Origin of the sequence: Bradyrhizobium sp. CB82, from assembly GCF_029714405.1 — a bacterium.
Classification (GTDB): domain Bacteria; phylum Pseudomonadota; class Alphaproteobacteria; order Rhizobiales; family Xanthobacteraceae; genus Bradyrhizobium.
In genome coordinates this window covers 2,450,708-2,476,359 of sequence record NZ_CP121650.1, presented here as the reverse complement: position 1 = coordinate 2,476,359, position 25,652 = coordinate 2,450,708, and the positions used below count along the sequence as shown (strand labels likewise).

At 65.2% G+C, this 25,652-nt stretch carries 20 protein-coding genes, 1 other RNA gene and 1 pseudogene; 5 read left to right on the top strand and 17 right to left on the bottom strand.

From position 1 onward, the window contains the following. The 10 genes from murC to rsmH form a co-directional block, all read right to left on the bottom strand. Positions 1–1,404, bottom strand: a complete 1,404-nt coding sequence (murC, locus tag QA640_RS12010) for a UDP-N-acetylmuramate--L-alanine ligase (protein ID WP_283040832.1) — start codon at positions 1,402–1,404, stop codon at positions 1–3. A 150-nt stretch (positions 1,405–1,554) separates the two neighbouring features. After that, positions 1,555–2,655: an undecaprenyldiphospho-muramoylpentapeptide beta-N-acetylglucosaminyltransferase gene (murG, locus tag QA640_RS12005; protein ID WP_283040831.1), complete on the bottom strand. Its 1,101-nt coding sequence runs from the start codon at positions 2,653–2,655 to the stop codon at positions 1,555–1,557. A 114-nt stretch (positions 2,656–2,769) separates the two neighbouring features. Then, complete coding sequence (gene ftsW, locus QA640_RS12000; RefSeq protein ID WP_283040830.1) at positions 2,770–3,921, bottom strand: putative lipid II flippase FtsW; 1,152 nt, start codon at positions 3,919–3,921, stop codon at positions 2,770–2,772. A gap of 241 nt (positions 3,922–4,162) precedes the next feature. Continuing rightward, complete coding sequence (gene murD / locus QA640_RS11995; RefSeq protein WP_283040829.1) at positions 4,163–5,563, bottom strand: UDP-N-acetylmuramoyl-L-alanine--D-glutamate ligase; 1,401 nt, start codon at positions 5,561–5,563, stop codon at positions 4,163–4,165. 7 nt (positions 5,564–5,570) lie between these two features. Beyond that, complete coding sequence (gene mraY, locus QA640_RS11990) at positions 5,571–6,674, bottom strand: phospho-N-acetylmuramoyl-pentapeptide-transferase (RefSeq protein ID WP_283040828.1); 1,104 nt, start codon at positions 6,672–6,674, stop codon at positions 5,571–5,573. 144 nt (positions 6,675–6,818) lie between these two features. Next, a complete protein-coding gene (gene murF, locus QA640_RS11985) occupies positions 6,819–8,198 on the bottom strand; it encodes a UDP-N-acetylmuramoyl-tripeptide--D-alanyl-D-alanine ligase (RefSeq protein WP_283040827.1) in 1,380 nt (459 codons plus the stop codon). Then, positions 8,195–9,667: a UDP-N-acetylmuramoyl-L-alanyl-D-glutamate--2,6-diaminopimelate ligase gene (locus tag QA640_RS11980; protein WP_283040826.1), complete on the bottom strand. Its 1,473-nt coding sequence runs from the start codon at positions 9,665–9,667 to the stop codon at positions 8,195–8,197. The genes murF and QA640_RS11980 overlap by 4 nt, the downstream gene beginning before the upstream one ends. A gap of 56 nt (positions 9,668–9,723) precedes the next feature. Beyond that, entirely contained in the window at positions 9,724–11,487 is a 1,764-nt protein-coding gene (locus tag QA640_RS11975) for a penicillin-binding protein 2 (RefSeq protein ID WP_283040825.1), read from the bottom strand. Next, complete coding sequence (locus QA640_RS11970; RefSeq protein WP_283040824.1) at positions 11,484–11,876, bottom strand: hypothetical protein; 393 nt, start codon at positions 11,874–11,876, stop codon at positions 11,484–11,486. The genes QA640_RS11975 and QA640_RS11970 overlap by 4 nt, the downstream gene beginning before the upstream one ends. 3 nt (positions 11,877–11,879) lie before the next feature. After that, on the bottom strand, positions 11,880–12,869 hold the full coding sequence (gene rsmH, locus QA640_RS11965; protein ID WP_283040823.1) for a 16S rRNA (cytosine(1402)-N(4))-methyltransferase RsmH: 990 nt from the start codon (positions 12,867–12,869) through the stop codon (positions 11,880–11,882). A 512-nt stretch (positions 12,870–13,381) separates the two neighbouring features. Between rsmH and QA640_RS11960 the strand changes: the two genes are divergently transcribed. Next, positions 13,382–14,164 (top strand): N-acetylmuramoyl-L-alanine amidase, encoded by a 783-nt coding sequence (locus QA640_RS11960; RefSeq protein WP_283040822.1) that lies wholly within the window; start codon positions 13,382–13,384, stop codon positions 14,162–14,164. A gap of 204 nt (positions 14,165–14,368) precedes the next feature. Here QA640_RS11960 and QA640_RS11955 read toward each other — a convergent pair whose 3' ends face one another. Together QA640_RS11955 and QA640_RS11950 are read right to left on the bottom strand one after the other, a co-directional pair. After that, positions 14,369–15,601: an RNA polymerase sigma factor gene (locus QA640_RS11955; RefSeq protein ID WP_283040821.1), complete on the bottom strand. Its 1,233-nt coding sequence runs from the start codon at positions 15,599–15,601 to the stop codon at positions 14,369–14,371. A gap of 21 nt (positions 15,602–15,622) precedes the next feature. Then, positions 15,623–15,976, bottom strand: coding sequence for a YciI family protein (locus QA640_RS11950; protein ID WP_283042773.1), 354 nt, complete (start codon positions 15,974–15,976; stop codon positions 15,623–15,625). A 148-nt stretch (positions 15,977–16,124) separates the two neighbouring features. Here QA640_RS11950 and rnpB point away from each other — a divergent pair. Further along, an RNA gene (gene rnpB, locus QA640_RS11945) (RNase P RNA component class A) lies at positions 16,125–16,556 on the top strand. 162 nt (positions 16,557–16,718) lie between these two features. On the opposite strand, the gene QA640_RS11940 is transcribed toward rnpB, so the two are convergent. Together QA640_RS11940 and QA640_RS11935 are read right to left on the bottom strand one after the other, a co-directional pair. Beyond that, entirely contained in the window at positions 16,719–17,435 is a 717-nt protein-coding gene (locus tag QA640_RS11940; protein WP_283040820.1) for an alpha/beta hydrolase, read from the bottom strand. A gap of 78 nt (positions 17,436–17,513) precedes the next feature. Then, positions 17,514–17,954: a DUF983 domain-containing protein gene (locus QA640_RS11935; protein WP_283040819.1), complete on the bottom strand. Its 441-nt coding sequence runs from the start codon at positions 17,952–17,954 to the stop codon at positions 17,514–17,516. Positions 17,955–18,032: 78 nt separating this feature from the next. On the opposite strand from QA640_RS11935, the gene QA640_RS11930 reads away from it, so the two are divergent. Together QA640_RS11930 and QA640_RS11925 are read left to right on the top strand one after the other, a co-directional pair. Further along, entirely contained in the window at positions 18,033–19,409 is a 1,377-nt protein-coding gene (locus tag QA640_RS11930) for a PLP-dependent aminotransferase family protein (RefSeq protein ID WP_283040818.1), read from the top strand. 30 nt (positions 19,410–19,439) lie between these two features. Next, positions 19,440–20,177, top strand: coding sequence for a sulfite exporter TauE/SafE family protein (locus tag QA640_RS11925; protein ID WP_283040817.1), 738 nt, complete (start codon positions 19,440–19,442; stop codon positions 20,175–20,177). Positions 20,178–20,523: 346 nt separating this feature from the next. Here the strand turns inward: QA640_RS11925 and QA640_RS11920 are convergent. The 3 genes and pseudogenes from QA640_RS11920 to QA640_RS11910 all read right to left on the bottom strand — a co-directional run. Beyond that, a pseudogene (locus QA640_RS11920) lies at positions 20,524–21,714 on the bottom strand (ATP-binding cassette domain-containing protein); the annotation flags it as partial. A gap of 7 nt (positions 21,715–21,721) precedes the next feature. Further along, a complete protein-coding gene (locus QA640_RS11915; RefSeq protein WP_283040816.1) occupies positions 21,722–23,305 on the bottom strand; it encodes a DHA2 family efflux MFS transporter permease subunit in 1,584 nt (527 codons plus the stop codon). Positions 23,306–23,497: 192 nt separating this feature from the next. Next, positions 23,498–24,823 carry an HlyD family secretion protein gene (locus QA640_RS11910; protein ID WP_283040815.1) on the bottom strand — a complete coding sequence of 442 codons (1,326 nt, stop codon included), beginning with the start codon at positions 24,821–24,823 and terminating at the stop codon, positions 23,498–23,500. A gap of 183 nt (positions 24,824–25,006) precedes the next feature. On the opposite strand from QA640_RS11910, the gene QA640_RS11905 reads away from it, so the two are divergent. Next, positions 25,007–25,642, top strand: coding sequence for a TetR/AcrR family transcriptional regulator (locus QA640_RS11905; RefSeq protein ID WP_283040814.1), 636 nt, complete (start codon positions 25,007–25,009; stop codon positions 25,640–25,642). The last annotated feature ends 10 nt before the right edge of the window (positions 25,643–25,652 follow it).

Genomic DNA, 25,652 nt, shown 5'->3' with positions numbered 1-25,652 from the left:
TCACCCCAGCGCCTTCAGCTCATTGGGCAGCGCATACGCCCATTGTGTGATGTTGCCGGCGCCCAGGCACACGACCAGATCGCCTGACTTCGCCACGCCCTTGACGATGCTCGCGAGATCCGAGGATGCCGGCAGCGGGATCACCTGGCGATGGCCGTGGGCGCGCAGGCCGGCGACGAAATGATCGCGGTCGATGCCTTCGATCGGCGTCTCACCTGCGGGATAGACCTCGGCGACAACAACCGCGTCCGCATCGTTGAAGCAGGTGCAGAATTCCTCGAACAGCGATTGCAGGCGGGTGAAGCGGTGCGGCTGCACCACGGCGAGGATCTTCCCATTGGTGGATTCGCGCGCCGCCTTCAGCACCGCGGAAATCTCGACGGGATGGTGTCCGTAATCGTCGATCACGGTGATGCCGTTCCACTCGCCCGTCTTGGTGAAGCGGCGCTTCACGCCGCCGAAGTTGGCCATCGCCTTGCGGATCGCATCGTCGGAGACGCCGAGCTCATGCGCCACCGCGATCGCGGCGGTCGCGTTGGAGGCGTTGTGACGTCCCGGCATCGGCAGCATGAGATCCGCGATCTCATGCACGGCACCGCTCTTGCGATCGCGGATCGCGATCTTGAATTTCGATCCACCGCCCATCGGCGTGAGGTCGACGAGCCGCGCGTCGGCCTGCGGGTTCTCGCCATAGGTGATGATGCGGCGGTCCTCGACCTTGCCGATCAGACTCTGCACGGTCGGATGATCGATGCACATCACGGCAAAGCCGTAGAACGGCAGGTTCTCGACGAAATGGCGGAACGCATCCTGCACGGCTTCGAACGTCTTGAAGTGATCGAGATGCTCGGGATCGACATTGGTGACAACAGCGACATCCGTCGGCAGCTTCAAGAAGGTGCCGTCGCTCTCGTCCGCTTCCACCACCATCCAGTCGCCGGCACCTAACCGCGCATTCGAGCCATAGGCGTTGATGATGCCGCCGTTGATCACGGTCGGATCGAGACCGCCGGCGTCGAGCAATGTTGCGACCATCGTGGTCGTCGTGGTCTTGCCATGGGTGCCGGCAATCGCGACGCAGCTCTTCAGCCGCATCAATTCGGCCAACATCTCGGCACGGCGCACCACCGGAATGCGCTGGGCGCGCGCCGCCATCAATTCCGGATTGTCACGCTTGATCGCGGAGGAGACCACGACGACGTCGGCGCCGTCGACGTTCTCGGCCTTGTGGCCAACCGAGACCTTTGCGCCCTTCTTGCGCAGCCGCTCGAGATTGTAATTGTCGGAGGCGTCCGAGCCCTGCACGGTGTAGCCGAGATTGACCAGCACCTCGGCAATGCCGCTCATACCGATACCGCCGATCCCGACGAAGTGGATGGCTCCGATCCCGCGCGGCAGTCTCATGTGGGTTCCTCAGGGTCATCGTCCGCGAATGCGGACGATCCAGTACTCCGCGCCGCCCGAGATTCAAATCAGCGGCGCCGGATACTGGATGCCCCGCTTTCGCGGGGCATGACAAGGGGCATTTTTGGTCATTCCGAGGCAGAACAGGCGTCAGAGTCCGGCGACTTTGACCACGAGATCGGCCAGCCGCTCGGCGGCGTCGAGCCGGCCGGCGCCGCGGGCAGCCTCGGCCATGGCGGCGAGGCGCGCGGGCTCAACGGCGAAAGCGGAGATTTCGGCGGCCAGCCGATCGGAGGTGAACTCGGTCTGGGGAATGCGCAAGCCGCCGTTGACCCGGGCGAGCACGCCGGCATTGGCGAACTGGTCCTGGTCGATCGACCCGGGCAGCGGTACCAGGATCGAGGGCCGCCCGATTGCGGCGAGCTCGGCGACCGTGCCGGCGCCGGAGCGCGACACGACGAGATGATTGGAGGCAAGCCGCGCCGGCAGATCGGTGAAGAACGGCGCGAGCTCGGCGTTGATCTTGAGCTTGTCGTAGACCGCCCGCACCCGCGTCATGTCCTCTTCGCGGACCTGCTGGGTGAGGATCAGCCGGCTCCACAGGTTCGGCTCGAGCCGCTCGATCGCACCCGGCACGATGTCGGCCATGATGCGCGCGCCCTGGCTGCCGCCGACGACGAGCAGGCGGAGTGGCCCATTCGGCTCCGGCCGCATGTATTTCACCGCGGCAGCTGCGAGAATCGCCGGACGCATCGGCGTGCCAACGGTCGTGGTCTTCGGCGCCAATGCAGGATCACGGTCGAGCACGCCCGGCAGGGACGTCGCGATGGCGCGAACGTGGCGCGCAAGGAAACGGTTGGCGCGGCCGAGCACCGCGTTGGCATCGTGGATGATGCCTGGCACGCCGGCGAGCCTGGCTGCGATCAATGGTGGCAGCGTCGGATAGCCTCCGAAGCCAACCACTGCGACGGGCTTCGACCGGCGCATCAGATTGAAGGCCGACAGCGTGCCGGCAGCGAGCGTGAGGCCGGCATGGGCAAGCTGCAGCGGATTGCGGCCGCGCGCGGTCTCGCTGGCCACGACGTCAATCATGTCCTTGCTGAACAGCCCGCTGTAACGAAGCGCTCGCGCGTCCGTGACGAGGCGCACGCGAAACCCGCGCCGGACCAATTCGACGCCGAGCGCTTCGGCCGGGAACAGATGGCCGCCGGTGCCGCCCGCGGCGAGAAGAATCAGGGGGGAGGTGTCCATGACGGATGATTTTACAGGGTCTCACCCGTCATTGCGAGCGAAGCGAAGCAATCCAGACTGTCACCGCGTAGGCAGTCTGGATTGCTTCGTCGCTTCGCTCCTCGCAATGACGGTTCACGCGTAGCTGCGCATCGCCTCGGCGTGGCCGATCGACTCGACCTCGGTGCGCGGCCGCAACCGCGTCAGCGCCAACATCATGCCGACACCATAGGCGAGCGTCACGATCGAGGAGCCGCCGTAAGAGATGAACGGCAGCGTCATGCCCTTGGCAGGGATCAGTTGCAGATTGACAGACATGTTGATCGCGGCCTGCACACCGAACAGGATGGCAAGGCCGGAGGCCGCGAAGCGCGAGAACATGTCCTCATTGGCATAGGCGCGCGACAGCGTGCGGATGACGATGAAGGCGAACAGCGCCAGCATCGCAAGGCACAGGATGATGCCGAACTCCTCGGCGGCGACCGCGAACACGAAGTCGGTGTGGCTGTCCGGCAGGCTGCGCTTGGCAATGCCCTCGCCCGGCCCTAAGCCGAACCAGCCGCCGTTGTAGAAGGCTTCCATCGCGGTATCGACCTGGAAGGTATCGCCGGAAGCCGGATTCATGAACCGCTTGATGCGCCCGGCGACGTGGGGAACGAAGAGATAGGCGCTGAACAGGCCGGCGGAGGCGGCGCCCGCGAGCCCGAACACCCAGATCATGCGCATGCCCGCGATGAAGAACAGCGCGCCCCACACCATCAGGATCAGCATGGTCTGGCCGAAATCGGGCTCCATGACGAGGAGCGAGACCAGCATCAACAGCAGCACCAGCGCCATCGAAGTCGCCGGCATTTCCGGCCGCTTGGTCGATTCCGCGAACAGCCAGGCGGCGATGACGACGAAGGACGGTTTTGCGGCCTCGGAGGCCTGGATGTTGACGCCGAGCAGCGTGATCCAGCGCCGCGAGCCCTTCACCTCGGGACCGACGGCGAGCGTCACCACGATCAGGATGATGCTAATCGCGAAGATGATCAGCGCGCTCCGCCGGATCGCGCGCGGCGACAGAAACGACACGCCGATCAGGACGACGAAGGACGGAGCCAAGAACATTACGTGCCGGCTGAAGAAGTGGAAGGGATCGAGCCCGATGCGGGTCGCAACCGGCGGGCTCGCTGCCAGCGACAGGATTACCCCGGTCAGCATCAGCGCCAGGATGACGCCGAGCAGCGGCTTGTCGACGGTCCACCACCACTCGGAAAAGGGGGTGCGTTCTTCACGGGAGAGCATGGCGGCCGACTTTCGGACAGAGATCAGCCCATTGGTCGCCGAGGTTGGTTACCGGGGGGTTAAGGAATTGCGGATGTTTGTGGATGAACTCCGCCGATGCCACAAACACACTGTCATGCCACGGCTTGACCGGGGCATCCAGTACGCCGCGGCCTCTCGGTTCAATCACGGCCGCCTCTGGAGTACTGGGTCGCCCGGTCAAGCCGGGCGACGACAGCGGAGATTGTAGAGCCGACGTGCCCTACACCACCGCTTTCACGCCGGGCAGCGCCTGGACCAGCTCGCGGAACTTCGCGCCGCGGATCTCGAAATTGCGGTACTGGTCGAACGAGGCGCAGGCGGGCGAGAGCAGCACGACGGCCTCGTTGAGGCCTGAGGCTTCGGCGTCGCGCGCCGCGTGCTCGACCGCAACGTCCAGCGTCTGGCTGATCTCGTGCGGCACCTGGCTGCCAAGCGTGCCGGAAAACTCCTGCGCGGCCTCGCCGATCAGATAGGCCTTTCGGATGCGCGGGAAGAAGCCCGTGAGGCTGGTGATGCCGCCCATCTTCGGCTTGCCGCCGGCGATCCAGAAGATGTCGGCAAAGGACGACAGCGCGTGCGCGGCGGCATCCGCGTTGGTGCCCTTGGAGTCGTTGACGAACAGCACGTTGCCGCGACGCCCGACCTGCTCCATGCGATGCGCAAGGCCCGGGAAGCTGCGCAGGCCGTTCTGCAAGACATCGAGGCTGATGCCCATGGAGAGCGCGGCGGCGGAGGCGCAGGCGGCGTTCTGCGCATTGTGCAGGCCGCGCAGCGAGCCGATGCCGCCGAGCCTTGCGACCTCGCTGCGCGCGCCGCCCGAGGCGCGCAGAACCGTGCCGTGCTCGACATAGATTCCGGAGGCTAGCGGATTCCTGACGGAGATGCGCACCACATTCTTGCCGGCGCGGTCGAGCCGGTCGGCGATGTCGCGGCACCAGCCGTCGTCGACGCCGACGATGGAGGTGCCGTTTGCTTGCACGCCGGCGACGAGACGCTCCTTCACCTCGGCATAGTGCTGGATGGTGCCGTGGCGATCGATGTGGTCCTCGCTGACATTGAGCAAAATGCCGGCGGAGGGATCGAGCGACGGCGTGAGGTCGATCTGGTAGGACGACATCTCGACAACATGGACGCGGCCCATGCGCGGCGGCCCCAGCGACAGGATCGCGGTGCCGATATTGCCGCCCATCTGGGTGTCGTAGCCGGCCACCTTGGTGAGATGCGCGATCAGCGCCGTGGTGGTCGACTTGCCGTTGGTGCCGGTGATGGCGACGAACGGCGCGTTCGGCGCGTGGCGCCGCCGCTCGCGGCAGAACAGCTCGATGTCGCCGATCACCTCGACGCCGGCCTCGCGCGCTTTCAGCACGCTCCAGTGCGGCGCAGGATGGGTGAGCGGCACGCCGGGCGCGAGCACCAGCGCCGAAAAATTCGCCCACGGGACACTGCGCAGATCGGCGGTGATGAAACCTTCCTGCGCGGCCTTGGCGAGATTGTCGGCGCTGTCGTCGCCGGCGATCACCTCGGCGCCACCGGCTTTCAGCGCGTGGCAGCTTGCAAGACCCGAGCCGCCGAGGCCGAAGACCGCGACCGTCTTGCCGGCAAAGGACGTGACCGGGATCATCGATCGATCACCGCAGCTTCAGCGTGGAGAGGCCGGCCAGCGCCAGCATCACCGAGATGATCCAGAAGCGGATCACGATCTGCGGCTCAGTCCAGCCGAGCTGCTCGAAGTGGTGATGGATCGGCGCCATCTTGAAGATGCGTTTTCCGGTCAGCTTGAACGAGACGACCTGCACGATCACCGAGACGGCCTCGAGGACGAACAGGCCGCCGATCACGGCGAGCACGATCTCGTGCTTCACCGCAACGGCGATCGAGCCGAGCATGCCGCCGAGGGCAAGCGAGCCGGTGTCGCCCATGAAGATGGAGGCCGGCGGCGCGTTGAACCAGAGGAAGCCGAGCCCCGCACCCAATAGCGCGCCGCAGAGCACCGCGAGCTCGCCGGTGCCCGCGACATATTTGATCTGAAGGTAGTCGGCGAACACGGCGTTACCGGCGAGATAGGCGATCATGGCGAAGCTCGCGGTCGCGATCATCACCGGCACGATGGCGAGGCCATCGAGGCCGTCAGTGAGGTTCACTGCGTTGCCGGCGCCGACGATGACGAAGGCGCCGAAGATCACGAAGAACCAGCCGAAGTGCAGCACGACGTCCTTGAAGAAGGGAATCGCCAGCGCGGTGGAGGAGGGATCGCGGTTGAGCCGCACCAGCGCGTAGCAGGCGACCAGCGCGATGATCGCCTCGATCAGCAGGCGGAGCTTGCCGCCGAACCCGCTCGTCGTCTGCTTGGTCACCTTCAGGTAATCGTCATAGAAGCCGACGAAGCCGAAGCCGAGCGTCACCGCGAGCACAATCCAGACATAGGGATTGAGCGGGTTGGCCCACAGCACCGTGCCGACCGTGAGGCCGGACAGGATCATCAGCCCGCCCATGGTGGGCGTGCCTTTCTTGGCTAGATGCGATTGCGGGCCATCGACCCGGATCGGCTGGCCCTTGCCCTGGCGGATGCGCAAATGATCGATGATCCACGGCCCGAACAGGAACACGAACAGCGCGCCGGTGACGACGGCACCGCCGGTGCGGAACGTGATGTAGCGGAAGACGTTCAGCAGGGTGCGAAACGCACCAAAACTTGGAAACGTGTTGGACAGCTCGATCAGCCAGTAAAACATTCAGACAGTCCTATACCGCCTCTTCGCGTGCGGCCCTGCCGGAAAGCGCTTTTGGCGCATTCGCCGGCCCTCATGATGTGGTCGGGCGCCCCTCAAAAACCGGACGGCCGGGGATGGTGGGATCAGACACGGCGCTTAACCAGTTTACGCCTTTGCCTGCAAGGCGGCCACTAGCCCCGGCACAAACTTGTTGACCCAGAACATCTTCTTGCTGCCCTTGACAACCACGACATCGCCTGCCTTCAGCAGATCCGCAACATCTCGCGGGGCCAACGTGACGGGGTCGTCATGCCAGCCAAGGCCCTTGGCCGGCGGCAGCTTCTGGTAGAGATGATGCATCAAGGGACCGACGCAGTAGACGCCGTCGATGCCGTCGAGATGTTTTGCAAGGCTGACGTGATAGGACGGCGCGTCAGTTCCGAGCTCGAGCATGTCGCCGATCACGGCGATGCGGCGACCGCCGGTCATGTGGCGCGCCTTGAGGCTTTCCAGAGCCGCGGCCATGCTGGCCGGATTGCCGTTGAAGCTGTCGTCGATCACGGTGACGCCGCCGACGGTCTGCTCGACGCCGCGGCCGGTCATGATGCCGACGCCATCGAGCCTTGCCGCGAACGCAGCCGCATCGAGATCGGCTGCATGAATCGACGCCAGCGCGGCCAGCGCATTGTGGACGCGGTGCGGCGCGCCGGGCGTGAGACTGAAGTCGATCTCCTTGCCGCCGACCAGCGCCCTCACCTGCCAGCTTTCGCCCTGTGGCGTATACCCGACCTCGCGCACCTCGGCGGCGTCGCCGAAGCGGATGACCTTGCCACGCCATTCGGGTGCGGCGATATCGGCCGGCAGCACCAGCACGCCGTCGTTCGGCAGGCCCAATGCAATCGAGACCTTCTCGCGCCGGATCGCTTCGAGCGAGCCGAGCTTTTCCAGATGCACCGGCTGCACGTTGACGACCAGCGCCACCGTCGGCCGTGTCAGCCCGCTCAGCCGCGCGATCTCGCCGCTCTGGTTCATGCCCATCTCGACGACCCAGAGGCTGGCATCAGGCCCCGCATTGCACAGCGTCAGCGGCACGCCCCAGAAATTGTTGAAGCTGGACGGGCTCGCATAGGCGTTCGGATAGGCCGCGAGATATTCCTTGGTGCTGGTCTTGCCGGCGCTGCCCGTGAGCCCGATGACCGGCCCCGCAAAGCGGGCGCGGGCGGTACGCGCGAGGCCCCAGAGGCCGTCGATCAGCGTGTCCTTGACGACGAGCTGCGGGATGCGGATGCCCGCGATCTCGTGCGGCACGATCATCGCGACCGCGCCCGAGGCTTCGGCCTTGTCGGCAAATTCCCAGCCGTCGCGCGCGCTGGCGAAGGCCGAGATGAAGCCGCCGCTCGGCGTGCCGCTCAGCGCGACGAACAGGCTGCCCGGCTTCACCAGTCGGCTGTCCTGGGTGACGAAATCGATGGCCGTGTCGGGGAAGGATCCTGCGATCCCCAACGCACGCGCCACCTCGGCAACCGTCCACAATGGCGCGCTCATGCAACCCTCGTCGCTAATGCGGCGGCGACCGCTTCGTGATCGCTGAACGGCAGCACATCGCCGCCGATGATCTGCCCGGTCTCGTGGCCCTTGCCGGCGATCAGCAGCGCATCGCCCGGCTCGAGCTCCTCGATCGCTGCGCGGATCGCAGCGGCGCGATCACCGATCTCCTTCGCGCCCTTTGCAGCTGCGAGGATCGCGGCGCGAATGGCTTCCGGCTTTTCGCTGCGCGGATTGTCGTCCGTGATGATGACGCCGTCGGCATTGTCGGCCGCGATCGCGCCCATGATCGGCCGCTTGCCGGCATCGCGATCGCCGCCGGCGCCGAACACGACGATCAGCTTGCGCTTCGCATAAGGCCGCAGCGCCTGAAGTGCCTTGACCAATGCATCCGGCTTGTGGGCGTAGTCGACGAAGATCGGCGCGCCGTTGCGCTCGCCGACGAGCTCGAGCCGACCCTTGGCGCCTTCGAGATGTTCGAGGCTCGCAAACACATTCGCCGCATCGCTGCCGGTGCCGATCGCAAGGCCAGCGGCGACCAGCGCGTTTTCGATCTGGAAAGCGCCGACCAGCGGCAGCCTGATCGAGTACGCCTTGCCGCGATGCTCGATTGCGAGCGCTTGCGAAAAGCCTTCGACCTTGGCATCGACGAGACGGACGCCCTCGCCTGCCCCGTCGCCGTTGCGGCCGACCGCCATCACGCGCAAGCCGCGCGATGTCGCGGCTTCGATCGCCTCGGCCGAGCAATCATGATCGGCGGAGATCACGGCCGCGCCACCCGGCGGAACCAGATCGCGGAACAACCGCAGCTTCGCTGCAAGATAGTGCGCGACTGAGGGGTGATAATCCATGTGGTCGCGCGAGAGATTGGTGAAGCCGCCCGCCGCGACGCGCACGCCGTCGAGGCGGTATTGATCGAGCCCGTGCGAGGACGCTTCGAACGCAAGATGCGTGACGCCATCACGCGCGATCTCATCGAGCTGCCGGTGCAGTTCGATCGGATCTGGCGTCGTCAGCGACCCATAGACGGTACGTTTCGGCGAGACGAGACCGATGGTCCCGATGCTCGCAGAGACGTGGCCGAGCCGCTCCCAGATCTGCCGCGTGAAGGCCGCGACCGACGTCTTGCCGCTGGTGCCGGTCACCGCCGCGATGGTCGCAGGCTGGGCGGGAAAGAATTTTGCCGCCGCCAGCGCCAGCGCGCGGCGTGGATTGGAGACCACGATGAACGGCGCCTTGCAGCCGGCCGGTGCGTGGTCGCCGGCGACCGCCACCGCGCCCGCGGCAACGGCAGCATCGATGAAGCGCGCGCCGTCGGTCTTGCTGCCCGCAAGCGCGAAGAAGAAATCGCCTGGCTTGACCACGCGGCTGTCGAGCGCAAGCCCGGTCACATCCAGCGCCGCGACAGCGGGCTCGATTGCGGCATCATTGCCCAGACAATCCTGACCTAAGAGGTCGCGCAGTTTCATGGCCTTCCAGTCGAGTAGCGGGGTCCGGGGCCGACTCGGGGCAGCCTGGGTACGGCTTACTGGGTTGTCCTGGATGCTGCAAGAATAAGGCGGTCGGACGGCGGCAGGTCGAAACGGGGCTCGATTCCGAGCAGCGGTGCGATACGGGCGATGACGTTGCCCGCAGTCGGAACGGCGTTCCAGCCCGACGTGATGAACCCGTAGGTTTCCTTGAGCGGCTGCGGCTCATCGAGCATGATCAGGAGCTGATACTTCGGCTTGTCCGCCGGAAGGATCGCGGTAAAGGCGGTCAGCACCCTCTTCTTGGCATAACGGCCATTGACGACCTTCTCCGCGGTACCGGTCTTGCCGCCGATATAGTAGCCTTTCACATCGGCCTTGCGTGCAGTTCCGACTTCCGCGTTCAGCCGCATCAGGAAACGCATCTTTTCAGAGGTCTCCGGCTTGATCACGCGCTTGGCGATGGCCCGCGCTTCCTCCTCGGAACGTTTGAGGAAGGTCGGGGGAATCAGCAGGCCACCGTTCGCAAGGGCGCTGACGCCCATTACGGCCTGCAACGGAGCGACCGCCATGCCGTGGCCAAATGCGATGGTGATGGTGTTCAACTCGCTCCAGCGCCGCGGCAGGATGGGCGAGGCACTCTCCGGCAGCTCGGTGCGCAGCCGCTCGAGCTGACCCATCTTGCGCAGGAACGCCTTGTGCGCCTCCACACCTTGCGACAGCGCGATGCGTGCCGCGCCGACGTTGGACGAGAAGGTAAAGACCTCCTTCATGGAAAGGAAACGGCCCTTCGGCTCATCGTCATGGATCGCGAACTTGCCGTAGTGCAGCGCCCCTCGCGCGTCCCACATCGAGTTGAGATCATATTTGCCGGTGTCGAGCGCCATCGCGAGCGTGAAGGCCTTGAAGGTCGAGCCCATCTCGTAGACGCCTGTGGTCAGGCGGTTGATGCGATCGGGGTCGTGGGCTTCCTTGGGATTGTTCGGGTCGAAATCCGGCACCGACACCATCGCCACGATCTCGCCGGTATTGACGTTGGTGACGAGGCCGGAGGCGGCCTTGGCGTGGAACTTCTCCTTCGCCTTGAGCAGCTCGTCGCGCAGCGCATGCTCGACGCGCAAGTCGACCGACAGCTCGATCGGCTTTTGCAGGCGGTCAGTGGCAAAGCCCGCACGGTGGAGGTCGGCGAGCCCGTTGTTGTCGAGCCACTTCTCCATGCCGGCGATGCCCTGGTTGTCGATGTTGACGAGACCGATGAGGTGGGCGACCTCGTTGCCGGTCGGATAGACGCGCTTGTTCTCGCGCAGGAAGCCGATGCCGGGAATGCCGAGCTTGTGGATCTCCTGCTGTTGCTTCGGCGTGATCTCCCGCTTCAGCCAGACGAAACCCTTTCGCGAGGACAGGCGCTCGCGCACCTCGGCCTCGTCGAGGTCAGGCACGGTGGCAGTCAGGAGTTCGATCGCCTCGTCCTTGTCGATGATGCGGCGCGGCTCCCCGAACAGGCTCGGCGCCTTGACGTCGGTGGCGAGAATCTCGCCGTTGCGATCGACGATGTCGGGCCGCGCGGTCGCAACCACGTCCTGCGCCCCGCCGCGGCGGGCGCTGTGGACGTCGGCACCGATGGCGAACATCACGAGACGGCCGCCGATGAGCACATAGACGACCGAAAACGCCAGGATCGCAAGGCCGACGCGCGCGCGCGCCTTGGCTGCGCGATCGACGTTGCGCCCGTAGAGCAGGCTGCGGACCAGCCGCTGACGCCAAGGCTCACTTGACCGTTCCGAAGGCTTTGCGGGTTTGCCCGGAGCGGCAGCGCTCATTGCTTGTCCTCCGGCTGCGGCACCGAACCCGTGACCGTGTCGGCATCGGTCGCCGCTTCAATGGTGTTGATCATGGCGCCGATCGGATCGGGCTCGCCCGGCTTGACGAGCCGCGGCGGACGATCCGGCAAGTTCTTCAGCTGGTCGTATTGCGTGCCGTTGACGGGCTTGAGCGACAGATGCCGCTCGGCAAGTCCTTGCAGCCGCAGCGGCGCATCGAGCTTGGCCCATTCGGAGCGCAGCGCGGCGATGGCATCGCGCTGCTCGCGGATGTCGGCATGCAGCCGCAGCACCCGCTCGGTGCGGGCGGTGGACTCCATCTTGATCCGGTAGACATAGGCCGCGGCGAAGATCAGCGCGCCGATGACGAGGAGGTGGATGATGCGCATGCGCTAGCCACCCCTCATGACGTCGGAAAGGCGCGGCCAGGACGATGACTCGCCCTCGGCATGCGCGGCAGCCGCGGTCCGCTCGGCGGCGCGCAGCTTCGCGGAACGCGCGCGCGGATTATGCGCGATTTCCGCCTCGCCCGCGACGACGGGACGCCGCGTCAGAAGCCGGAAGCTCGGCGGCAGCTGCGCGACCTCCGGCAGATGCCGCGAGCCGCCGCCGGTCTTGGCGCGCTCGCTGAGGAAATTCTTGACGATGCGGTCTTCCAGCGAATGGAAGGACACCACGACCAGCCGACCGCCGGGCCTCAGCACGCGTTCGGCAGCCGCGAGAGCGGTCTCCAGCTCTTCGAGCTCTTCATTGACGAAGATGCGCAGGCCCTGGAACGTCCGCGTCGCCGGATGGATGTCGCCGGGCTTCGAGCGTACGACCCTTCCAACGAGATCGGCGAGCGCGCGCGTGGTCGTGATCGGCGCTTCCTGACGTGCCATGACGATGGCGCGCGCGACCTTGCGCGAATGCCGCTCCTCGCCGAAGAGATAGATGATGTCCGCAAGGTCGCTTTCGGATGCCTTTGCGACCACGTCCGCGGCTGTCGGCCCCGCCTGGCCCATCCGCATGTCGAGCGGGCCGTCGAGCCGGAACGAGAAGCCGCGGCCGGCCTGGTCGAGCTGCATCGAGGAGACGCCGACGTCCATGACGACGCCGTCGACAGCGCCAACGCCTTGCGCGGCGCAGACCTCGGCGAGGTTCGAGAAGCGGTCTTCGACGAGCGTCAGGCGCCCGCCAGACCGGTCGACCAGATCAAAGCCACCGGCGATCGCCGTGCGATCGCGGTCGATGCCGACGACACGGGTTCCCGGCACATCCAGGATGGCGCGGCTGTAGCCGCCGCCACCGAAGGTCGCATCGACATAGACGCCGCGCTCGCGCGGCGCGAGATGCTCGATCGCCTCGCGGCCGAGAACGGGAATGTGGTCAGCCGGGCTCATGTGCCCGGCTCGCTCGGCGCGCGGGCGAGAACGACGGGTAACCCGCCCATCACGTCTGTTCCGCTTCGCGGCGGTTCCACGGCTCGACCCCTGTACGGCGCGTTCGCCCAGCCCGGCGGTCCCAGGCTGCAGACCCTGTTTTCCGCATGGAATTTGTCGGGCAGCCATGGGATTTCGAGCAAAAAACGCGTTGGCCGCCTCCGGACGCGGGGCGGCTCTTCACCTCTCAGTAACGGCCCTTAGCGTTAAGAAAGCGTTGATGGTTCGATTACAAGTCAAAAAGGTAATATTCGTGGTGATGCGTCATCCACACACCTGCCGCAAAATGCGCCCGTTAACCGACACCGGCGATTGCGCGGCCGCAAGGGTAAAGGAATAGTAAAGTGAAGGGCTTGAAGAGCCCGCCGCTCTCGTCCGATTGAGCCTCAATAATGTCGTCTGGTTCGTCCGCGTCACCGGGATCTGATTCGAAGCGTCAACGCGTACTCCCGGTTCCCAAGGCCGCGGCGAGCATGCGGACGTTCGACCCCGATTCCTCCATCGTCTCCGACATCATCCCCTCTCCGAACTACGGCGAGCGCAACAAGGGCCGCCTGCCGGACATGATCCTGTTGCACTACACCGGCATGCCCGATGTCGAGGGTGCGCTGGCGCGGCTCTGCACGGCGGGCACCGAGGTCTCGGCTCACTACGTCGTGCTGGAGGACGGCCGCATCGTGCAATGCGTGCCGGAGAGCAAGCGCGCCTGGCACGCCGGTGTCTCGTCATGGGCGGGCGAGGACGACGTCAACTCCTGCTCGATCGGCATTGAGATCGTCAATCGCGGTCATGACTGGGGCTATCCGGAGTTCCCGCTGCGTCAGATTGCCGCCGTGATCGCGCTCTGCCGCGGCATCATGCTTCGCCGCAAGGTGGCCCCGCACCGGGTGCTCGGCCATTCGGATGTGGCGCCAGCACGCAAGAAGGATCCCGGCGAGAAATTCCCGTGGCATTCGCTGGCCAATTCCGGAGTCGGTCACTGGGTGACGCCGGCGCCGATCGTGCGCGGCGAGAGCGTGATGCTCGGCACCATCAGCGACGAGGTGCTGAGCCTGCAGCAGGCGCTTGCGAAATACGGCTACGGCGTTCCGCTCACCGGCAAGTACGATGCGACGACGATGGAGGTCGTCACCGCCTTCCAGCGCCATTTCCGCCCGGCGCGGCTGGACGGCGTCGCCGATCACTCGACACTATCGACCTTGCAGGCACTGCTGGCGAGTTTGCCGGCCGAAGGTACGACCATCGCATCGAAGTGACGGCGAGGTAGACCCTCGCCATGAGGAGCCGCGCTTGCGTGGCGTCTCGAAGGGCGAGGCCGAGAGCCGGGCCTTCATCCTTCGAGACGCGCGTTCCGCGCTCCTCAGGATGAGGAACTGACAGTCTGGATTGCTTTCCCGCTTCAGCGCAAAATTGCTCCGCAATTTTGTCGCGAGCTCCTCGCAAATGACGAAGTGTGGCGACTACGCGAGTTCCCTCATCCGTCGCGCATACAGCCTCCGCAGCGGCTCGAGCTGCGTCGCCGCCGTCGCCGCGACATATGCCTCGCGCGCCTCTTGCTTCCGGCCCAGCCTTCGCAGCAAATCCGCGCGCACCGCAGGCAGCAGCTCATAGCCGTCGAGCCCGCCGCGCGCTGCAATCGCGCCGACGAGGTCGAGCGCACGTGCCGGGCCGTCGACCATCGACACGGCTGCCGCATGGTTTAACTCGATCACTGGAGACGGGTTGATCCGTAGCAGCACTTCGTAGAGTCCGGCGATTTGCGGCCAGTCAGTCTCCGCATAACTCGGCGCCCGCGCGTGGAGCGCGGCAATCGCTGCCTGCACGGCGTAGGGCTGCGGTCGGCCTGGCACGCGCAGCGCATCGTCGACCAGACGCAAGCCTTCCTCGATCTGCGCACGGTCCCACAGCGTACGGTCCTGATCCTCCAGCAGCACGATGTCGCCGGCGGACGTCTCGCGCCCGGCGCGGCGCGCATCGTGCAGCAGCATCAGCGACAGCAGGCCCTTGATACCAGCACGATCAGGCATCAGGCAGTCGAGCAATCGGCCGAGCCGGATCGCCTCGACCGCAAGATCCGGCCGCATCAGGTCCGCGCCCGACGTCGCAACATAGCCTTCGGTGAAGACGAGGTAGATCACGGCGAGCACACCGTTGAGACGCAGCTCCAGCGCGTCGCGCTCCGGTACCTCGTAGGGAATGCCGGCGAGCCTGATCTTCTGCTTGGCACGGACGAGCCGCTGTCCCATTGCCTCCTCGCTGACCAGAAAGGCGCGCGCGACCTGCGCCGTGGTGAGCCCGCATACCGTGCGCAGCGTCAGCGCGACCTGGACTTCGGGCGCGAACGCGGGATGACAGCAGGTGAAGATCAGCCGCAGCATATCGTCGTCGAGCATCGACGCTGGCTCGTCGGGCGCTTGCGCATTCAGCGCGAGCTCATGCACGAGCGCCTGCTGCTTGCCGCGAAATGCCGCCCGGCGGCGGATGCGATCGATCGCCTTGTTGCGTCCGACATTGACGAGCCAGGCGCGCGGATTATCGGGCAACTCGCGCGCAGACCAGCGCTCCAGTGCGACTGCAAAGGCGTCCTGGAGCGCGTCCTCGGCGAGATCGAAATCACCGACGAGGCGGATCAGCGTGGCCAGCGCCCGCCCCGCCTCGTCGCGGAAAATGGTTTCGATCTTGGAAGGGGTCATGCGCCGATACGCACTACGCCGTCACTTGTCATACACCCAGATCGGACGCACCTCGATCGAGCCGGTGCGCGCGCCGGGGATCCGCGCCGCGATCGCGATCGCCGCATCGAGATCCTTGGCCTCGACGAGATAGTAGCCGCCGAGCTGCTCGCGCGTCTCCGCAAACGGGCCGTCGGTCGTCAGCGTCTTGCCGTCGCGCACGCGCACGGTCGTCGCGGTCGTGGTCGGCTGCAACCGGTCGCCGGCCTTGAAGTTGCCGCTCTGGATGATGCCTTGCGTGAAGGTCTGATATTCGGCCATCATCTTCTGGCTGGTTGCAGCGTCGTTCTTCGCGTACTCGACCTCGTTCTGGTAGATCATCAGCAGATACTGCATCGCTTCACTCCTGTTGCTCGGCTGGATCGCCGACATCCGGTCGAACGGGGCAAACATCAAACGACATCTTCAGGATAAATTATTTTGCATGTCGTGCGGAACGATATCGCCTTGACGAAACCGTCATAAATGCCCATTGCGTACACCGTCAGTCGGCCGGACGGCCGCTCCGGCAAGTGTCGAAAGGCCGCCGGGGAGGAAAGTCCGGGCTCCCTTGACATGCGGTGCCGGATAACGTCCGGCGGGGGCGACCCCAGGGAAAGTGCCACAGAGAACGAACCGCCCCGCCGTCGCCCTTCGGGGCTCAGGCGAGGCAAGGGTGAAAAGGTGCGGTAAGAGCGCACCGCGGTTCCGGCAACGGAGCCGGCATGGCAAACCCCACCGGGAGCAAAACCGAATAGGGACGGCTTGAGCGGGCTGTTCGCGAAAGCGATAACGCCGCGGGGCGATGTCAGGCCCGCCGTCCGGGTAGGTTGCTCGAGGCCATGTGCAAACATGGCCCCAGAGGAATGGCCGTCACGTATCGCTTGCGCAAGCTGGCGGTGCCCTACAGAACCCGGCTTACAGGCCGGCTGATATCTTGCAACGAGGGGCCTGGCGCTAACGTGCCGGGCCCCTCACCAATTTCGATGGTCGTCATTCCGGGGCGTGCGCAGCACGAACCCGGAATCCATGGGCGGCTGAGCTGGTGGAGGAATGGACTCCGGGCTCTCGCTTCGCGAGCCCCGGAATGACGGAGGCACTAGCCGACGATTTCGTTCAACACACCCATCAACGCCTCCGGCGCTGTGACGTTCGGCGCGTGGCTCGCGTCGAGCTCGAAATAGCGCCAGCCCTCCTCGTTCTTCGTGCGCTTGGCGAACTGCCCGAACACGTCGCCAGGCGGAATGCGTGTGCAATAGATGTAGCTGCGCGGCATCGCGGGCTCGCCGTGTTCGAGCCTCAAGCGCGTCTCGAAACATTTGAGCGGCATGTTAATGCGGCGCGCGTTGAGCCAGTCGAGATCGGCTTGCGGCGTATCCGGCGGCGGTGGGTTGGGCGGAATGCGGTAACCATCGCCGGAGCTTGCTGACTTGCGCATCGACTCGCGCCCGGCGTCGTTGAGATCGAACAGCGACTGGCCATCGCGCGGCACGAAGGCGTCGAGATAGATCAGTTGCGACACGCGATCGCGCGCGCGATCGGCGACGCCGGTCGCGACCATGCCGCCATAGCTGTGGCCGAGCAGCACGATGTCGCTGAGGTCGTCGAACTTGATGACGTTGACGATGTCCTGGATATGCGTCTCCAGGTCGATCGAATGATTCGCGAGATGCGACCGCTCACCGAGGCCCGTGTAGGTCGGCGTCACCAGGCGATGGCCGGCCTGCACCATCAGCGGATGCATCTTCCTCCAGGCCCACCCGCCGGACCAGGCGCCATGACAAAGCAGGAAGGTTTTGGGCGAGCGTGCGGTCATCGGCGTTTCCATCGTTTTTTTGTTTGGTACGATGGAGTGTAGCGGCCGGCCAGGCGATGTAAACGTCGCGACGAATGCTCAGGCAGCTCGCGGTGTGGGTTTGGCCTTCACGAGCACAGGCGCGAGCCGACCGGCTTCGCGCCGCCGCTTGGCTTCCTCAAAGCCGTGCATGCCGATTTGCCATTGCAGTCCGACGATGGCGCCCTTGGTCGGCTGCAACAAAGCGAGCGAAGCAAACAGCGTCACCGGCAGCCACACTGCCAATTGCAGCCAGACTGGCGGTGCATAAGCCGTCTCGATCGCGAGGATCGCCGGCACCACGAGATGGCCGACCACGACGATGACGAGATAGGCGGGCAAATCATCGGCGCGATGGTGAAACAGCTCTTCGCCACAGACATCGCAGCTGTCGGCGATTTTCAGGAAGCGCTTGAACACGTGGCCCTCGCCGCAATGCGGACACCTGCCGCGAAAGCCCCGCCACATCGCCTTCGCCAGAGAGACCGAACCGGTCGCCATGACCACACCTCTTTCTTTCCAACGATCCATACAATAATATCTTGCATCCATACATTCAAAGAAAATGGTCAAATTTGCATGGATTGGGTCCCTACAATCGCCGAGCTCAGCGGCCCGCGCTATCAGCGCATCGTCGACGCCATGGAGGCCGACATCGCCGCAGGGAGGCTGGTGCGCGGCCAGCAACTGCCGACGCAGCGCGCGCTGGCGAAAGCACTTCGCCTCGATCTCACCACGGTGACGCGTGCCTATACCGAGGCACGGCGGCGCGGGATTTTGGAAGCACGGGTCGGACAGGGCTCGTTCGTGTCGCAGACGAGCGCGCGCCGCACTATCGACCTGCCGCACCCGGTCACGATTGATCTGTCGATGAACGTGCCGCCGCATCCGCTGGAGGCGCAGCTCGATGAACGCATCCTTGCCGGTCTCGAGGCGATCCGCCAGCAATCCGGGCTGACCGCCTATCTCAACTACCAGCCGCCTGGCGGCAGCCCGCACGAGCTCGATGTCGTCGCGAAGTGGATGCGGACGCGCGTTCCCGATGTCCGCGCCGACCGGCTCGTGGTCTTTCCCGGCACGCAGACGATCCTGTTCAACCTCATCGCCTATCTCGCCGGGCCGGGCGACGTCGTGTTGACGGAAGCCCTCACCTTCCCCGGCATCAGAGCGGTCGCCGCGCGGCTCGGCGTCAAGCTCATCGGCGTCGCGATGGATGAAGGCGGCATCCTTCCTGACGCACTGGCCAGGGCGTGCCGCGAGCACAGGCCGAAGGCCGTCTATCTCATTCCGACGCTGCACAATCCGACCACCGCGACGCTTTCGACTGAGCGGCGAAGCGCAATTGCGAAGATCATCCTTGACGCCGACACGACGCTGATCGAGGACGATGCCTATGGTCTGCTGGACCGTTCGGCCTCGCCGATCGCCAACCTCATTCCAGAACGGACCTATCTTGCGACCACGCTGTCCAAATGCATCGCGCCGGCATTGCGCGTGGCCTATCTGGTGACATCAGACGCTGCCGCGCAGCAACGGATGCGTAGCTATCTTCAGGCGACAGTGCAGATGCCCGCGCCCCTGATGGTTGCGCTCGTCACCCATTGGCTCGAGACCGGTGTTGCGGATCGCATCATCACCGCGATCCGCAACGAGGCGATCGGCCGTCAGCAGCTCGCACAGCGCGCGCTGAAAGGCTTTCAGTTCCTGGCCAAACCTGCTGCGCATCACCTCTGGCTCCGCCTGCCGGAGGGGCGGAGCCGGACGGAGGTTACAGCGCAACTGCTGCGCAACGGGCTTGCGGTTATCGCCAGCGACGCCTTCGTGGTCGGCGATCATCCGCCGCATGCGGCGCGACTATCGCTTGGCGCGGCGCGTAATCGCGCCGAGCTCGGCCAGGCGTTGCAAATTCTGGTAGGCGCGCTGCACAGACAGGTCGACGCCCGGCAGATCGTCTAGTACACCGCCGATTACAACAAGGACATTGGTGTGGATACGCTCAACTACGCGCTGTTGCTTTTCGGCGCATTGGCCGGCGGCTTCGTCTCGGGGCTGGCCGGCTTCGGCACCGCGCTGATGGCGCTTGGCATCTGGCTCTACGTGCTGCCGCCGTCGCTCGCAGTGCCGCTGGTGCTGATCTGCTCGGTCGTCGCGCAAGTCTCGACGCTGCCGTCGATGTGGAAGAGCTTCGACCTGTCGCTGGTCTGGCCGTTCCTGATCGGCGGGCTTGCCGGCGTGCCGCTGGGGACCATGATGGTCGCCCAGGCCGATCCAAAGGTGTTCAAGCTCAGCATCGGCGTGTTGTTGCTGATCTTTCCGACCGCGCTCTACCTCAACCAGCGGCCGCTCGCCCTCAAGTTCGGCGGCCGGATCGCCGATGGCGCGATCGGTTTCGCCGGCGGCATTTTGGGTGGCCTCGCCGGATTGTCAGGACCGTTGCCGATCCTATGGGCCAACATCCGCGGCTGGAACAAGCATGAGCGGCGCGGCATCTTCCAGCTCTTCAATTTCACGGTGCTGGCCGCCGCGCTGGCGTTGCAGACGGCGTCAGGCCTGGTCGCGACGCAGGTGATCTGGCTCGCGCTGATTGCGTTTCCGGGCACGCTGGTCGGCGCCTGGTGCGGCGCGCGCATCTATCACGCCCTTAGCGACAAGCATTTTGGCGACGTCGTGCTCGGCCTGTTGTTCCTATCGGGTGTCGGTCTCGTCTGGAACAGTTTTCGCTAGCGCGAGCGCCATGGTCGTCCGTCCCTCGTCTGCCCGCGGCCATGGACAGGGCGGGCGAGGGACAAGCGCATCTACCTATTCCGCCGCCGCTGCGCGCGCGGAAGGTGCCGCCGGCTGAGGTCCGACCTGCATTGGAGCAACCTCCGGCGTTTGCCCCGTCCGGAGACGAAATAAAGATCGACGAGCTGGCAGATCATGATCGTGATCATGCCGACCACGATCGGGGGCGCCATGGACAGGATGTGGCTTACAATGGAGCCGCGTGTCAGGTGTCAGGTCTCTCATGTCATTTCCATTTCCGGCGGCGTGCCTTCCGGACAGGCTCCGTCAGCCACGCGCCACCTCCTCATCCCACCGCTGCACTCGGTCCGAACTCGATCACCTGACGTTCGAACAGGCCGCGATAAAGGCCGCCTGGCCGCGCCGTCAGCGCCTTGTGGGTGCCCTGCTCGACGATCTCGCCGCGGTCGAACACCAGGATGCGATCGAGGCTCTTCACCGTCGACAGGCGGTGCGCGATCACGATCGAGGTGCGGCCCTTCATCAGCCGCTCCATCGCCTGCTGGATCAAAGCCTCCGATTCAGAATCCAGGCTCGAGGTCGCCTCGTCCAGGATCAGCACCGGCGCATCCGCCAGGAAGGCGCGCGCCAGCGCGACGCGCTGCCTCTCGCCACCCGACAGTTTCACACCGCGCTCGCCGACCAGGGTGCCGTAGCCCTTGGGCAGGCGCAGGATGAAGTCGTGCGCGTTCGCAAGACGCGCGGCCTGCTCGATCGCCTCCAGGCTGGCGCCAGGCCGGCCGTAGGCGATGTTCTCGGCGAGCGACCGGTGGAACAGGATCGGCTCCTGCTGCACGATCGCGATCTGGCTGCGCAGCGATTGCTGCGTCGCTTTCGCAACGTCCTGCCCGTCGATCAGCACGCGGCCGCCGGTGACGTCGTAAAGCCGCTGCACCAGCTTGACGAAGGTGGTCTTGCCGGAGCCGGAGCGGCCGACCAGACCGACCCGTTCACCGGCGCGGATCGTCAGCGACAGCCCGTCATAGAGCGGCATGCGATGGCCGCCGTAATGGAAGGTGACGTCGTCGAACACGATCTCGCCGCGCTCGATCGCGATCAGTCGCGCATCAGCGGCATCGGCAATCCCGATCGGCTCGTCATGGATCGCCACCAGTTCGTCCATGTCGTTGACGGAGCGCTGGAGGTTGTTGATGTGCATGCCGACGTCGCGCAAATAGGCGTGGATCACGTAGTAGCTCGTCAGCACATAGGTCACGTCACCGGGCGAGGCGTGCCCGGACATCCACAACAGCACCGAGCCGCCGATCACGGAGGCACGCAGGCACAGCAGCAGCGAAAACTGCGCCATGGCCGTGTAGTTGTAGCGCAGCCATGTCCGCCGCACGCGCACGCGCCAGCGGTTGATGACCCGGGCGAGGCGCGCTTGACCGGGCATCCAGTACACCGCGGCCTCTCCGCATACGACTGACGTCTCTACTGGATCGCTGGCCTTCGCGGGCGATGACACCGTGCGTGTGATTTGGCTAATGCGCGTCACCGCCGCCCGCGAGGGACGCTGGCTTGTTCAGCAGCGTCACCAGGAGGCTCAGGCCGAGATAGAACAGCGTCAGCATGAAGAAGGCGTCGCCATAGCCCATCACGACGGCCTGGCGGTGCACGATCTGGGTGAGCTGCTTCATCGCCATCAGCGTGGCATCGCCCAGGCCCTGGAACTTCTGCATGAAGGTGTTGAGCGTTTCGGTCGCCGTCGCGTTGCCCCAGGTCACGCGCTCCTGCAGACGCGTAATGTGCAGATCGGTGCGATTGTTGAGCACGGTGTTGATCACGGCGAGGCCGACGGCGCCGCCGAGATTGCGCATCAGGTTGAACAGGCCGGAGGCGTTCTTGACCCGGTCCGGGGGCAGCGTGCCGAGCGCGATGTTGTTGGTCGGCACCATCGCGAACATCATGCCGATGCCGCGCAGGATCTGCGGCAGCAGCAGCTCGTAGAAATCGAAGTCGCGGGTGATCCAGGTCATCTGGTAGGAGCCGATCGCGAACACGATCAGCCCGAACGCGATCATGAAGCGCATGTCGAACTTCAGCATCAAACGGCCGACCAGCGGCGCGACCATGAACATGGTGGCGCCCGAAACGAACATGGTCTCGCCGATCATCAGCGCGCTGTAGCCGCGCACTTCGGCGAGATAGCGCGGATAGATATAGGTCAGGCCGTAGAGCCCGATGCCGATGCAGAACTGGAGCACGCAGCCGACCGCAAAATTGCGGTTGCTGAATGTGCGCAGGTTGACGATCGGTTCAGCGGCGGTGAACACGCGCCAGAAGAAGGCGATCGCCGAGATGGCGCAGACCCAGGCGAAGATGGCGACGGACGTATCCTGGAGCCACTCATATTGCGGTCCTTCCTCGAGCACATATTCCAGCGAGCCGAGGAAGCCGGCCATGAAGAGCAGCCCCCACCAGTCGAAGCGATCCAGCAACTCGAGATGCGGCTGGTCGAAATCGACCAGCGCCAGTACGCCCAGCGTGATGCCGATGCCGGGCACGACGTTGATGAAAAACAACCAGTGCCAGGACATGATGTCGGTGATGTAGCCGCCGACGGTCGGACCCACGGTCGGCGCCAGCGTCGCGACGAGACCGATGATGGGGCCGACGATGTGGAACTTCGTGCGCGGAAACACGGTGTAGGCGGAGGCGAACACCGTCGGGATCATGCCGGCGCCCAAAAATCCCTGGAGCGCGCGCCATAAAATCATCTCCTCGATCGAGGAGGCGAAGCCGCAGAGCAGGCTCGAGAGCGTGAAGCCGGCCGCCGAGATCGCAAACAGCAGCCTCGTGCCAAGCGCGCGCGACAAGAATCCCGACAGCGGGATCGCGATCACTTCGGCGATCAGATAGGCGGTCTGCACCCAGGAGACTTCGCTCTGGCTCGCCGACAGGCCTGCCTGGATCTCGGACAGCGAGGCCGAGACGATCTGGATGTCCAGGATCGACATGAACATCCCGAACACCATGATGATGAAAGCGAACAGCCGCTTCGGCTCGATGCGCTCCGAAGCAGGGTTCGCCATCATGGCGGGATTGGCAGTCGTGGCGTTCGCCATGGTGTCAGCTCTGGCCCGGTTCACCTCTCCCGCTTGCGGGAGAGGTCGGCGCGAAGCGCCGGGTGAGGGCTCTCTCCGCTTGGAGATTGTCCCGTTGCGGAGGCACCCTCTCCCCAACCCTCCCCCACAGGCGGGGGAGGGAGCGCACCTGCGCTTGGGGCAAGAGTGCATCGAGTCTCATATCACCGCGACCTACTGCGGATGGATCATCGTGGGATCGTCGAGATCGACTTCGCTGTCGGCGTCGGCCGCGCCCTTGTTGGTGTCCACCGTTGCGTAGACCGACATGCCGGCGCGGAGCAGGTTCTGCCTTGCGACCGATTTCGGCACGCGGATACGGACCGGCAGGCGCTGCACGATCTTGGTGAAATTGCCGGTGGCATTGTCGGGCGGCAGCAAGGTGAACACCGAGCCGGCGGCCGGCGAGATGCTGTCGACTATGCCGGAGAACTTGCGGAAGCCGTAGGCATCGACCTTGATCGTCACCGGCTGGCCGGGACGGATGCGCTTGAGCTGGGTTTCCTTGAAATTGGCGTCGATATAGACCTTGTCGAGCGGCACGATGTTGCCGAGCCGCTGGCCGACCGCGACGAAGTCGCCGGTGTTGACGAGGCGGTTGGAGAAGGTGCCGTCGACCGGTGCGCGCACCGCGGTGAAGTTGAGGTCGCGCTCGGCTTTCGCAAGCGTGGTCTTCAACTCCGCAAGCTGCGCCTGCGCCTCGGCCTGCTGTGCCTTGGCAACGTCGACATTGCTGACTGCGACGTCGTAGGCGGCCTGCGCGGCCTTGACCGCGGCAGCGCCCTGGTCGCGTCCGGCTTCCGAGGTTTCGAACGTGGCGCGCGAGGCAAAGCCCTTGCTGCTCAGCGCCTGCTGGCGCTCATAGTCGAGATCGGCGCGCTTGAGGGCCGCTTCGGCGGAGACGAGCTGCGCCTTGGCCTGCGCGACCTGGCTGTCGAGGGCTGCGACCTGGCGGCCGATGCGATCGATGGTGGCCTGCTGGGTCGCGATCTTGGTCGCGGCGGCGTCGACTGCGATCTTGTAGTCGCCGTCGTCGATGCGGAAGACAACGTCGCCGGCATGCACCAGCGTGTTGTCGCCGGGCAGGATCGACGAGATGTGGCCGGCAACGCGTGCTCCCAGCATGGTGTTGTTGGCGCGCACATAGGCGTCGTCGGTCGAGACGTAGAAACGGCCGATCAGCGTGTAGTAGCCGGCATAGCTCGCAGCCGCGAGCGCAAGCAGAAGGCCGACGCCCATCAGGACGAATTTGCGCCTGCCGGATTTCGGCTGGGCGAATGCTGCTGCTGGCGCGACACTTGCCGGCGTGCCTGGGGCGGGCTTCTCGATTGCCGGCTTCTCCGGTGTTTCGGCCGTGCGGCGCTTGCCCTCTTCGGCGACGGTCCGCAACTGCTCAGCCAGTGCCGCCGGATTGTCGCTCGCGGCTTCGCCCTGAGCCGGCGCTTGGTCCAGGGAATCCTGGCGAAGGACGCGCGCGGCCTGGTCTCTCGATACGGCCATAAAGGCCTCCCCACAAAACACGCGATCGGGCGGGCCGCGACGCGGCCCCTCTCCTTCGCCAAAACCACGAATATCATTGACCGAACCGTTCGGTCAATATAGATTATTCCCCGCTGGGACCCTAGCGACACCAATCCTTTCTTTGGGTTTCCGGCGCCAAAAACCCCGGGAAACCCTGAATCAATGGTTGAAGCCGTTCACGACAGCGTCGCCATCGTCTCGGAAGACGACAGCTCCAAGCGTCGCCAGATCCTCGATGGCGCCCGCAAGGTGTTCATGGACCTCGGCTTCGACGGCGCCAGCATGGGCGAGATCGCGCGCGCGGCCGCCGTCTCCAAGGGCACGCTCTACGTCTACTTCGCCGACAAATGCGCGCTGTTCGAAGCCATTCTCGAGCAGGAGGCGCTCCAGCACGGCCAGGTTGTGTTCAACTTCGACCCCGCGCGCGATGCCGAGACCACGCTGAAGGAGTTCGGCCAGGCTTACATCCATTTGCTCTGCCGACCCGGCGGGGGATCGGCGATCCGCACCGTGATGGCGATCGCCGAGCGCATGCCCGATGTCGGCCGCCGCTACTATGGGCGCGTTCTGGACAAGACCATCAACCGGCTCGCGGATTATCTGAAGGCTCATGTTGCCTCCGGTGATCTTGCGATCGACGACTGCGATCTTGCCGCCTCCCAGTTCATGGAATTGTGCAAGGCCTCGCTGTTCCTGCCCTTCGTCTTCCAGGCCGCGCCGGCGCCATCGGAAGAGCGCATGACCGAGGTGGTCGACAGCGCGACGCGGATGTTTCTGGCGGCCTACCGGGGGAAGTGAGGCGGCGGCG

What these genes read in the sequence shown, in the direction of transcription:
- murF (WP_283040827.1), bottom strand. Translation starts at nt 8,198, where the DNA reads ATGAGCGCGCCATTGTGGACGGTTGCCGAGGTGGCGCGTGCGTTGGGG.
- QA640_RS11970 (WP_283040824.1), bottom strand. Translation starts at nt 11,876, where the DNA reads ATGCGCATCATCCACCTCCTCGTCATCGGCGCGCTGATCTTCGCCGCG.
- mraY (WP_283040828.1), bottom strand. Translation starts at nt 6,674, where the DNA reads ATGTTTTACTGGCTGATCGAGCTGTCCAACACGTTTCCAAGTTTTGGT.
- QA640_RS11940 (WP_283040820.1), bottom strand. Translation starts at nt 17,435, where the DNA reads ATGACCGCACGCTCGCCCAAAACCTTCCTGCTTTGTCATGGCGCCTGG.
- QA640_RS11910 (WP_283040815.1), bottom strand. Translation starts at nt 24,823, where the DNA reads ATGGCCGTATCGAGAGACCAGGCCGCGCGCGTCCTTCGCCAGGATTCC.
- QA640_RS11980 (WP_283040826.1), bottom strand. Translation starts at nt 9,667, where the DNA reads ATGAAACTGCGCGACCTCTTAGGTCAGGATTGTCTGGGCAATGATGCC.
- murD (WP_283040829.1), bottom strand. Translation starts at nt 5,563, where the DNA reads ATGATCCCGGTCACGTCCTTTGCCGGCAAGACGGTCGCGGTCTTCGGC.
- QA640_RS11950 (WP_283042773.1), bottom strand. Translation starts at nt 15,976, where the DNA reads ATGCAGTATCTGCTGATGATCTACCAGAACGAGGTCGAGTACGCGAAG.
- QA640_RS11975 (WP_283040825.1), bottom strand. Translation starts at nt 11,487, where the DNA reads ATGAGCGCTGCCGCTCCGGGCAAACCCGCAAAGCCTTCGGAACGGTCA.
- QA640_RS11915 (WP_283040816.1), bottom strand. Translation starts at nt 23,305, where the DNA reads ATGGCGAACGCCACGACTGCCAATCCCGCCATGATGGCGAACCCTGCT.
- QA640_RS11935 (WP_283040819.1), bottom strand. Translation starts at nt 17,954, where the DNA reads ATGGCGACCGGTTCGGTCTCTCTGGCGAAGGCGATGTGGCGGGGCTTT.
- QA640_RS11905 (WP_283040814.1), top strand. Translation starts at nt 25,007, where the DNA reads ATGGTTGAAGCCGTTCACGACAGCGTCGCCATCGTCTCGGAAGACGAC.
- murC (WP_283040832.1), bottom strand. Translation starts at nt 1,404, where the DNA reads ATGAGACTGCCGCGCGGGATCGGAGCCATCCACTTCGTCGGGATCGGC.
- rsmH (WP_283040823.1), bottom strand. Translation starts at nt 12,869, where the DNA reads ATGAGCCCGGCTGACCACATTCCCGTTCTCGGCCGCGAGGCGATCGAG.
- QA640_RS11960 (WP_283040822.1), top strand. Translation starts at nt 13,382, where the DNA reads ATGCGGACGTTCGACCCCGATTCCTCCATCGTCTCCGACATCATCCCC.
- murG (WP_283040831.1), bottom strand. Translation starts at nt 2,655, where the DNA reads ATGGACACCTCCCCCCTGATTCTTCTCGCCGCGGGCGGCACCGGCGGC.
- QA640_RS11930 (WP_283040818.1), top strand. Translation starts at nt 18,033, where the DNA reads ATGGATTGGGTCCCTACAATCGCCGAGCTCAGCGGCCCGCGCTATCAG.
- ftsW (WP_283040830.1), bottom strand. Translation starts at nt 3,921, where the DNA reads ATGCTCTCCCGTGAAGAACGCACCCCCTTTTCCGAGTGGTGGTGGACC.
- QA640_RS11955 (WP_283040821.1), bottom strand. Translation starts at nt 15,601, where the DNA reads ATGACCCCTTCCAAGATCGAAACCATTTTCCGCGACGAGGCGGGGCGG.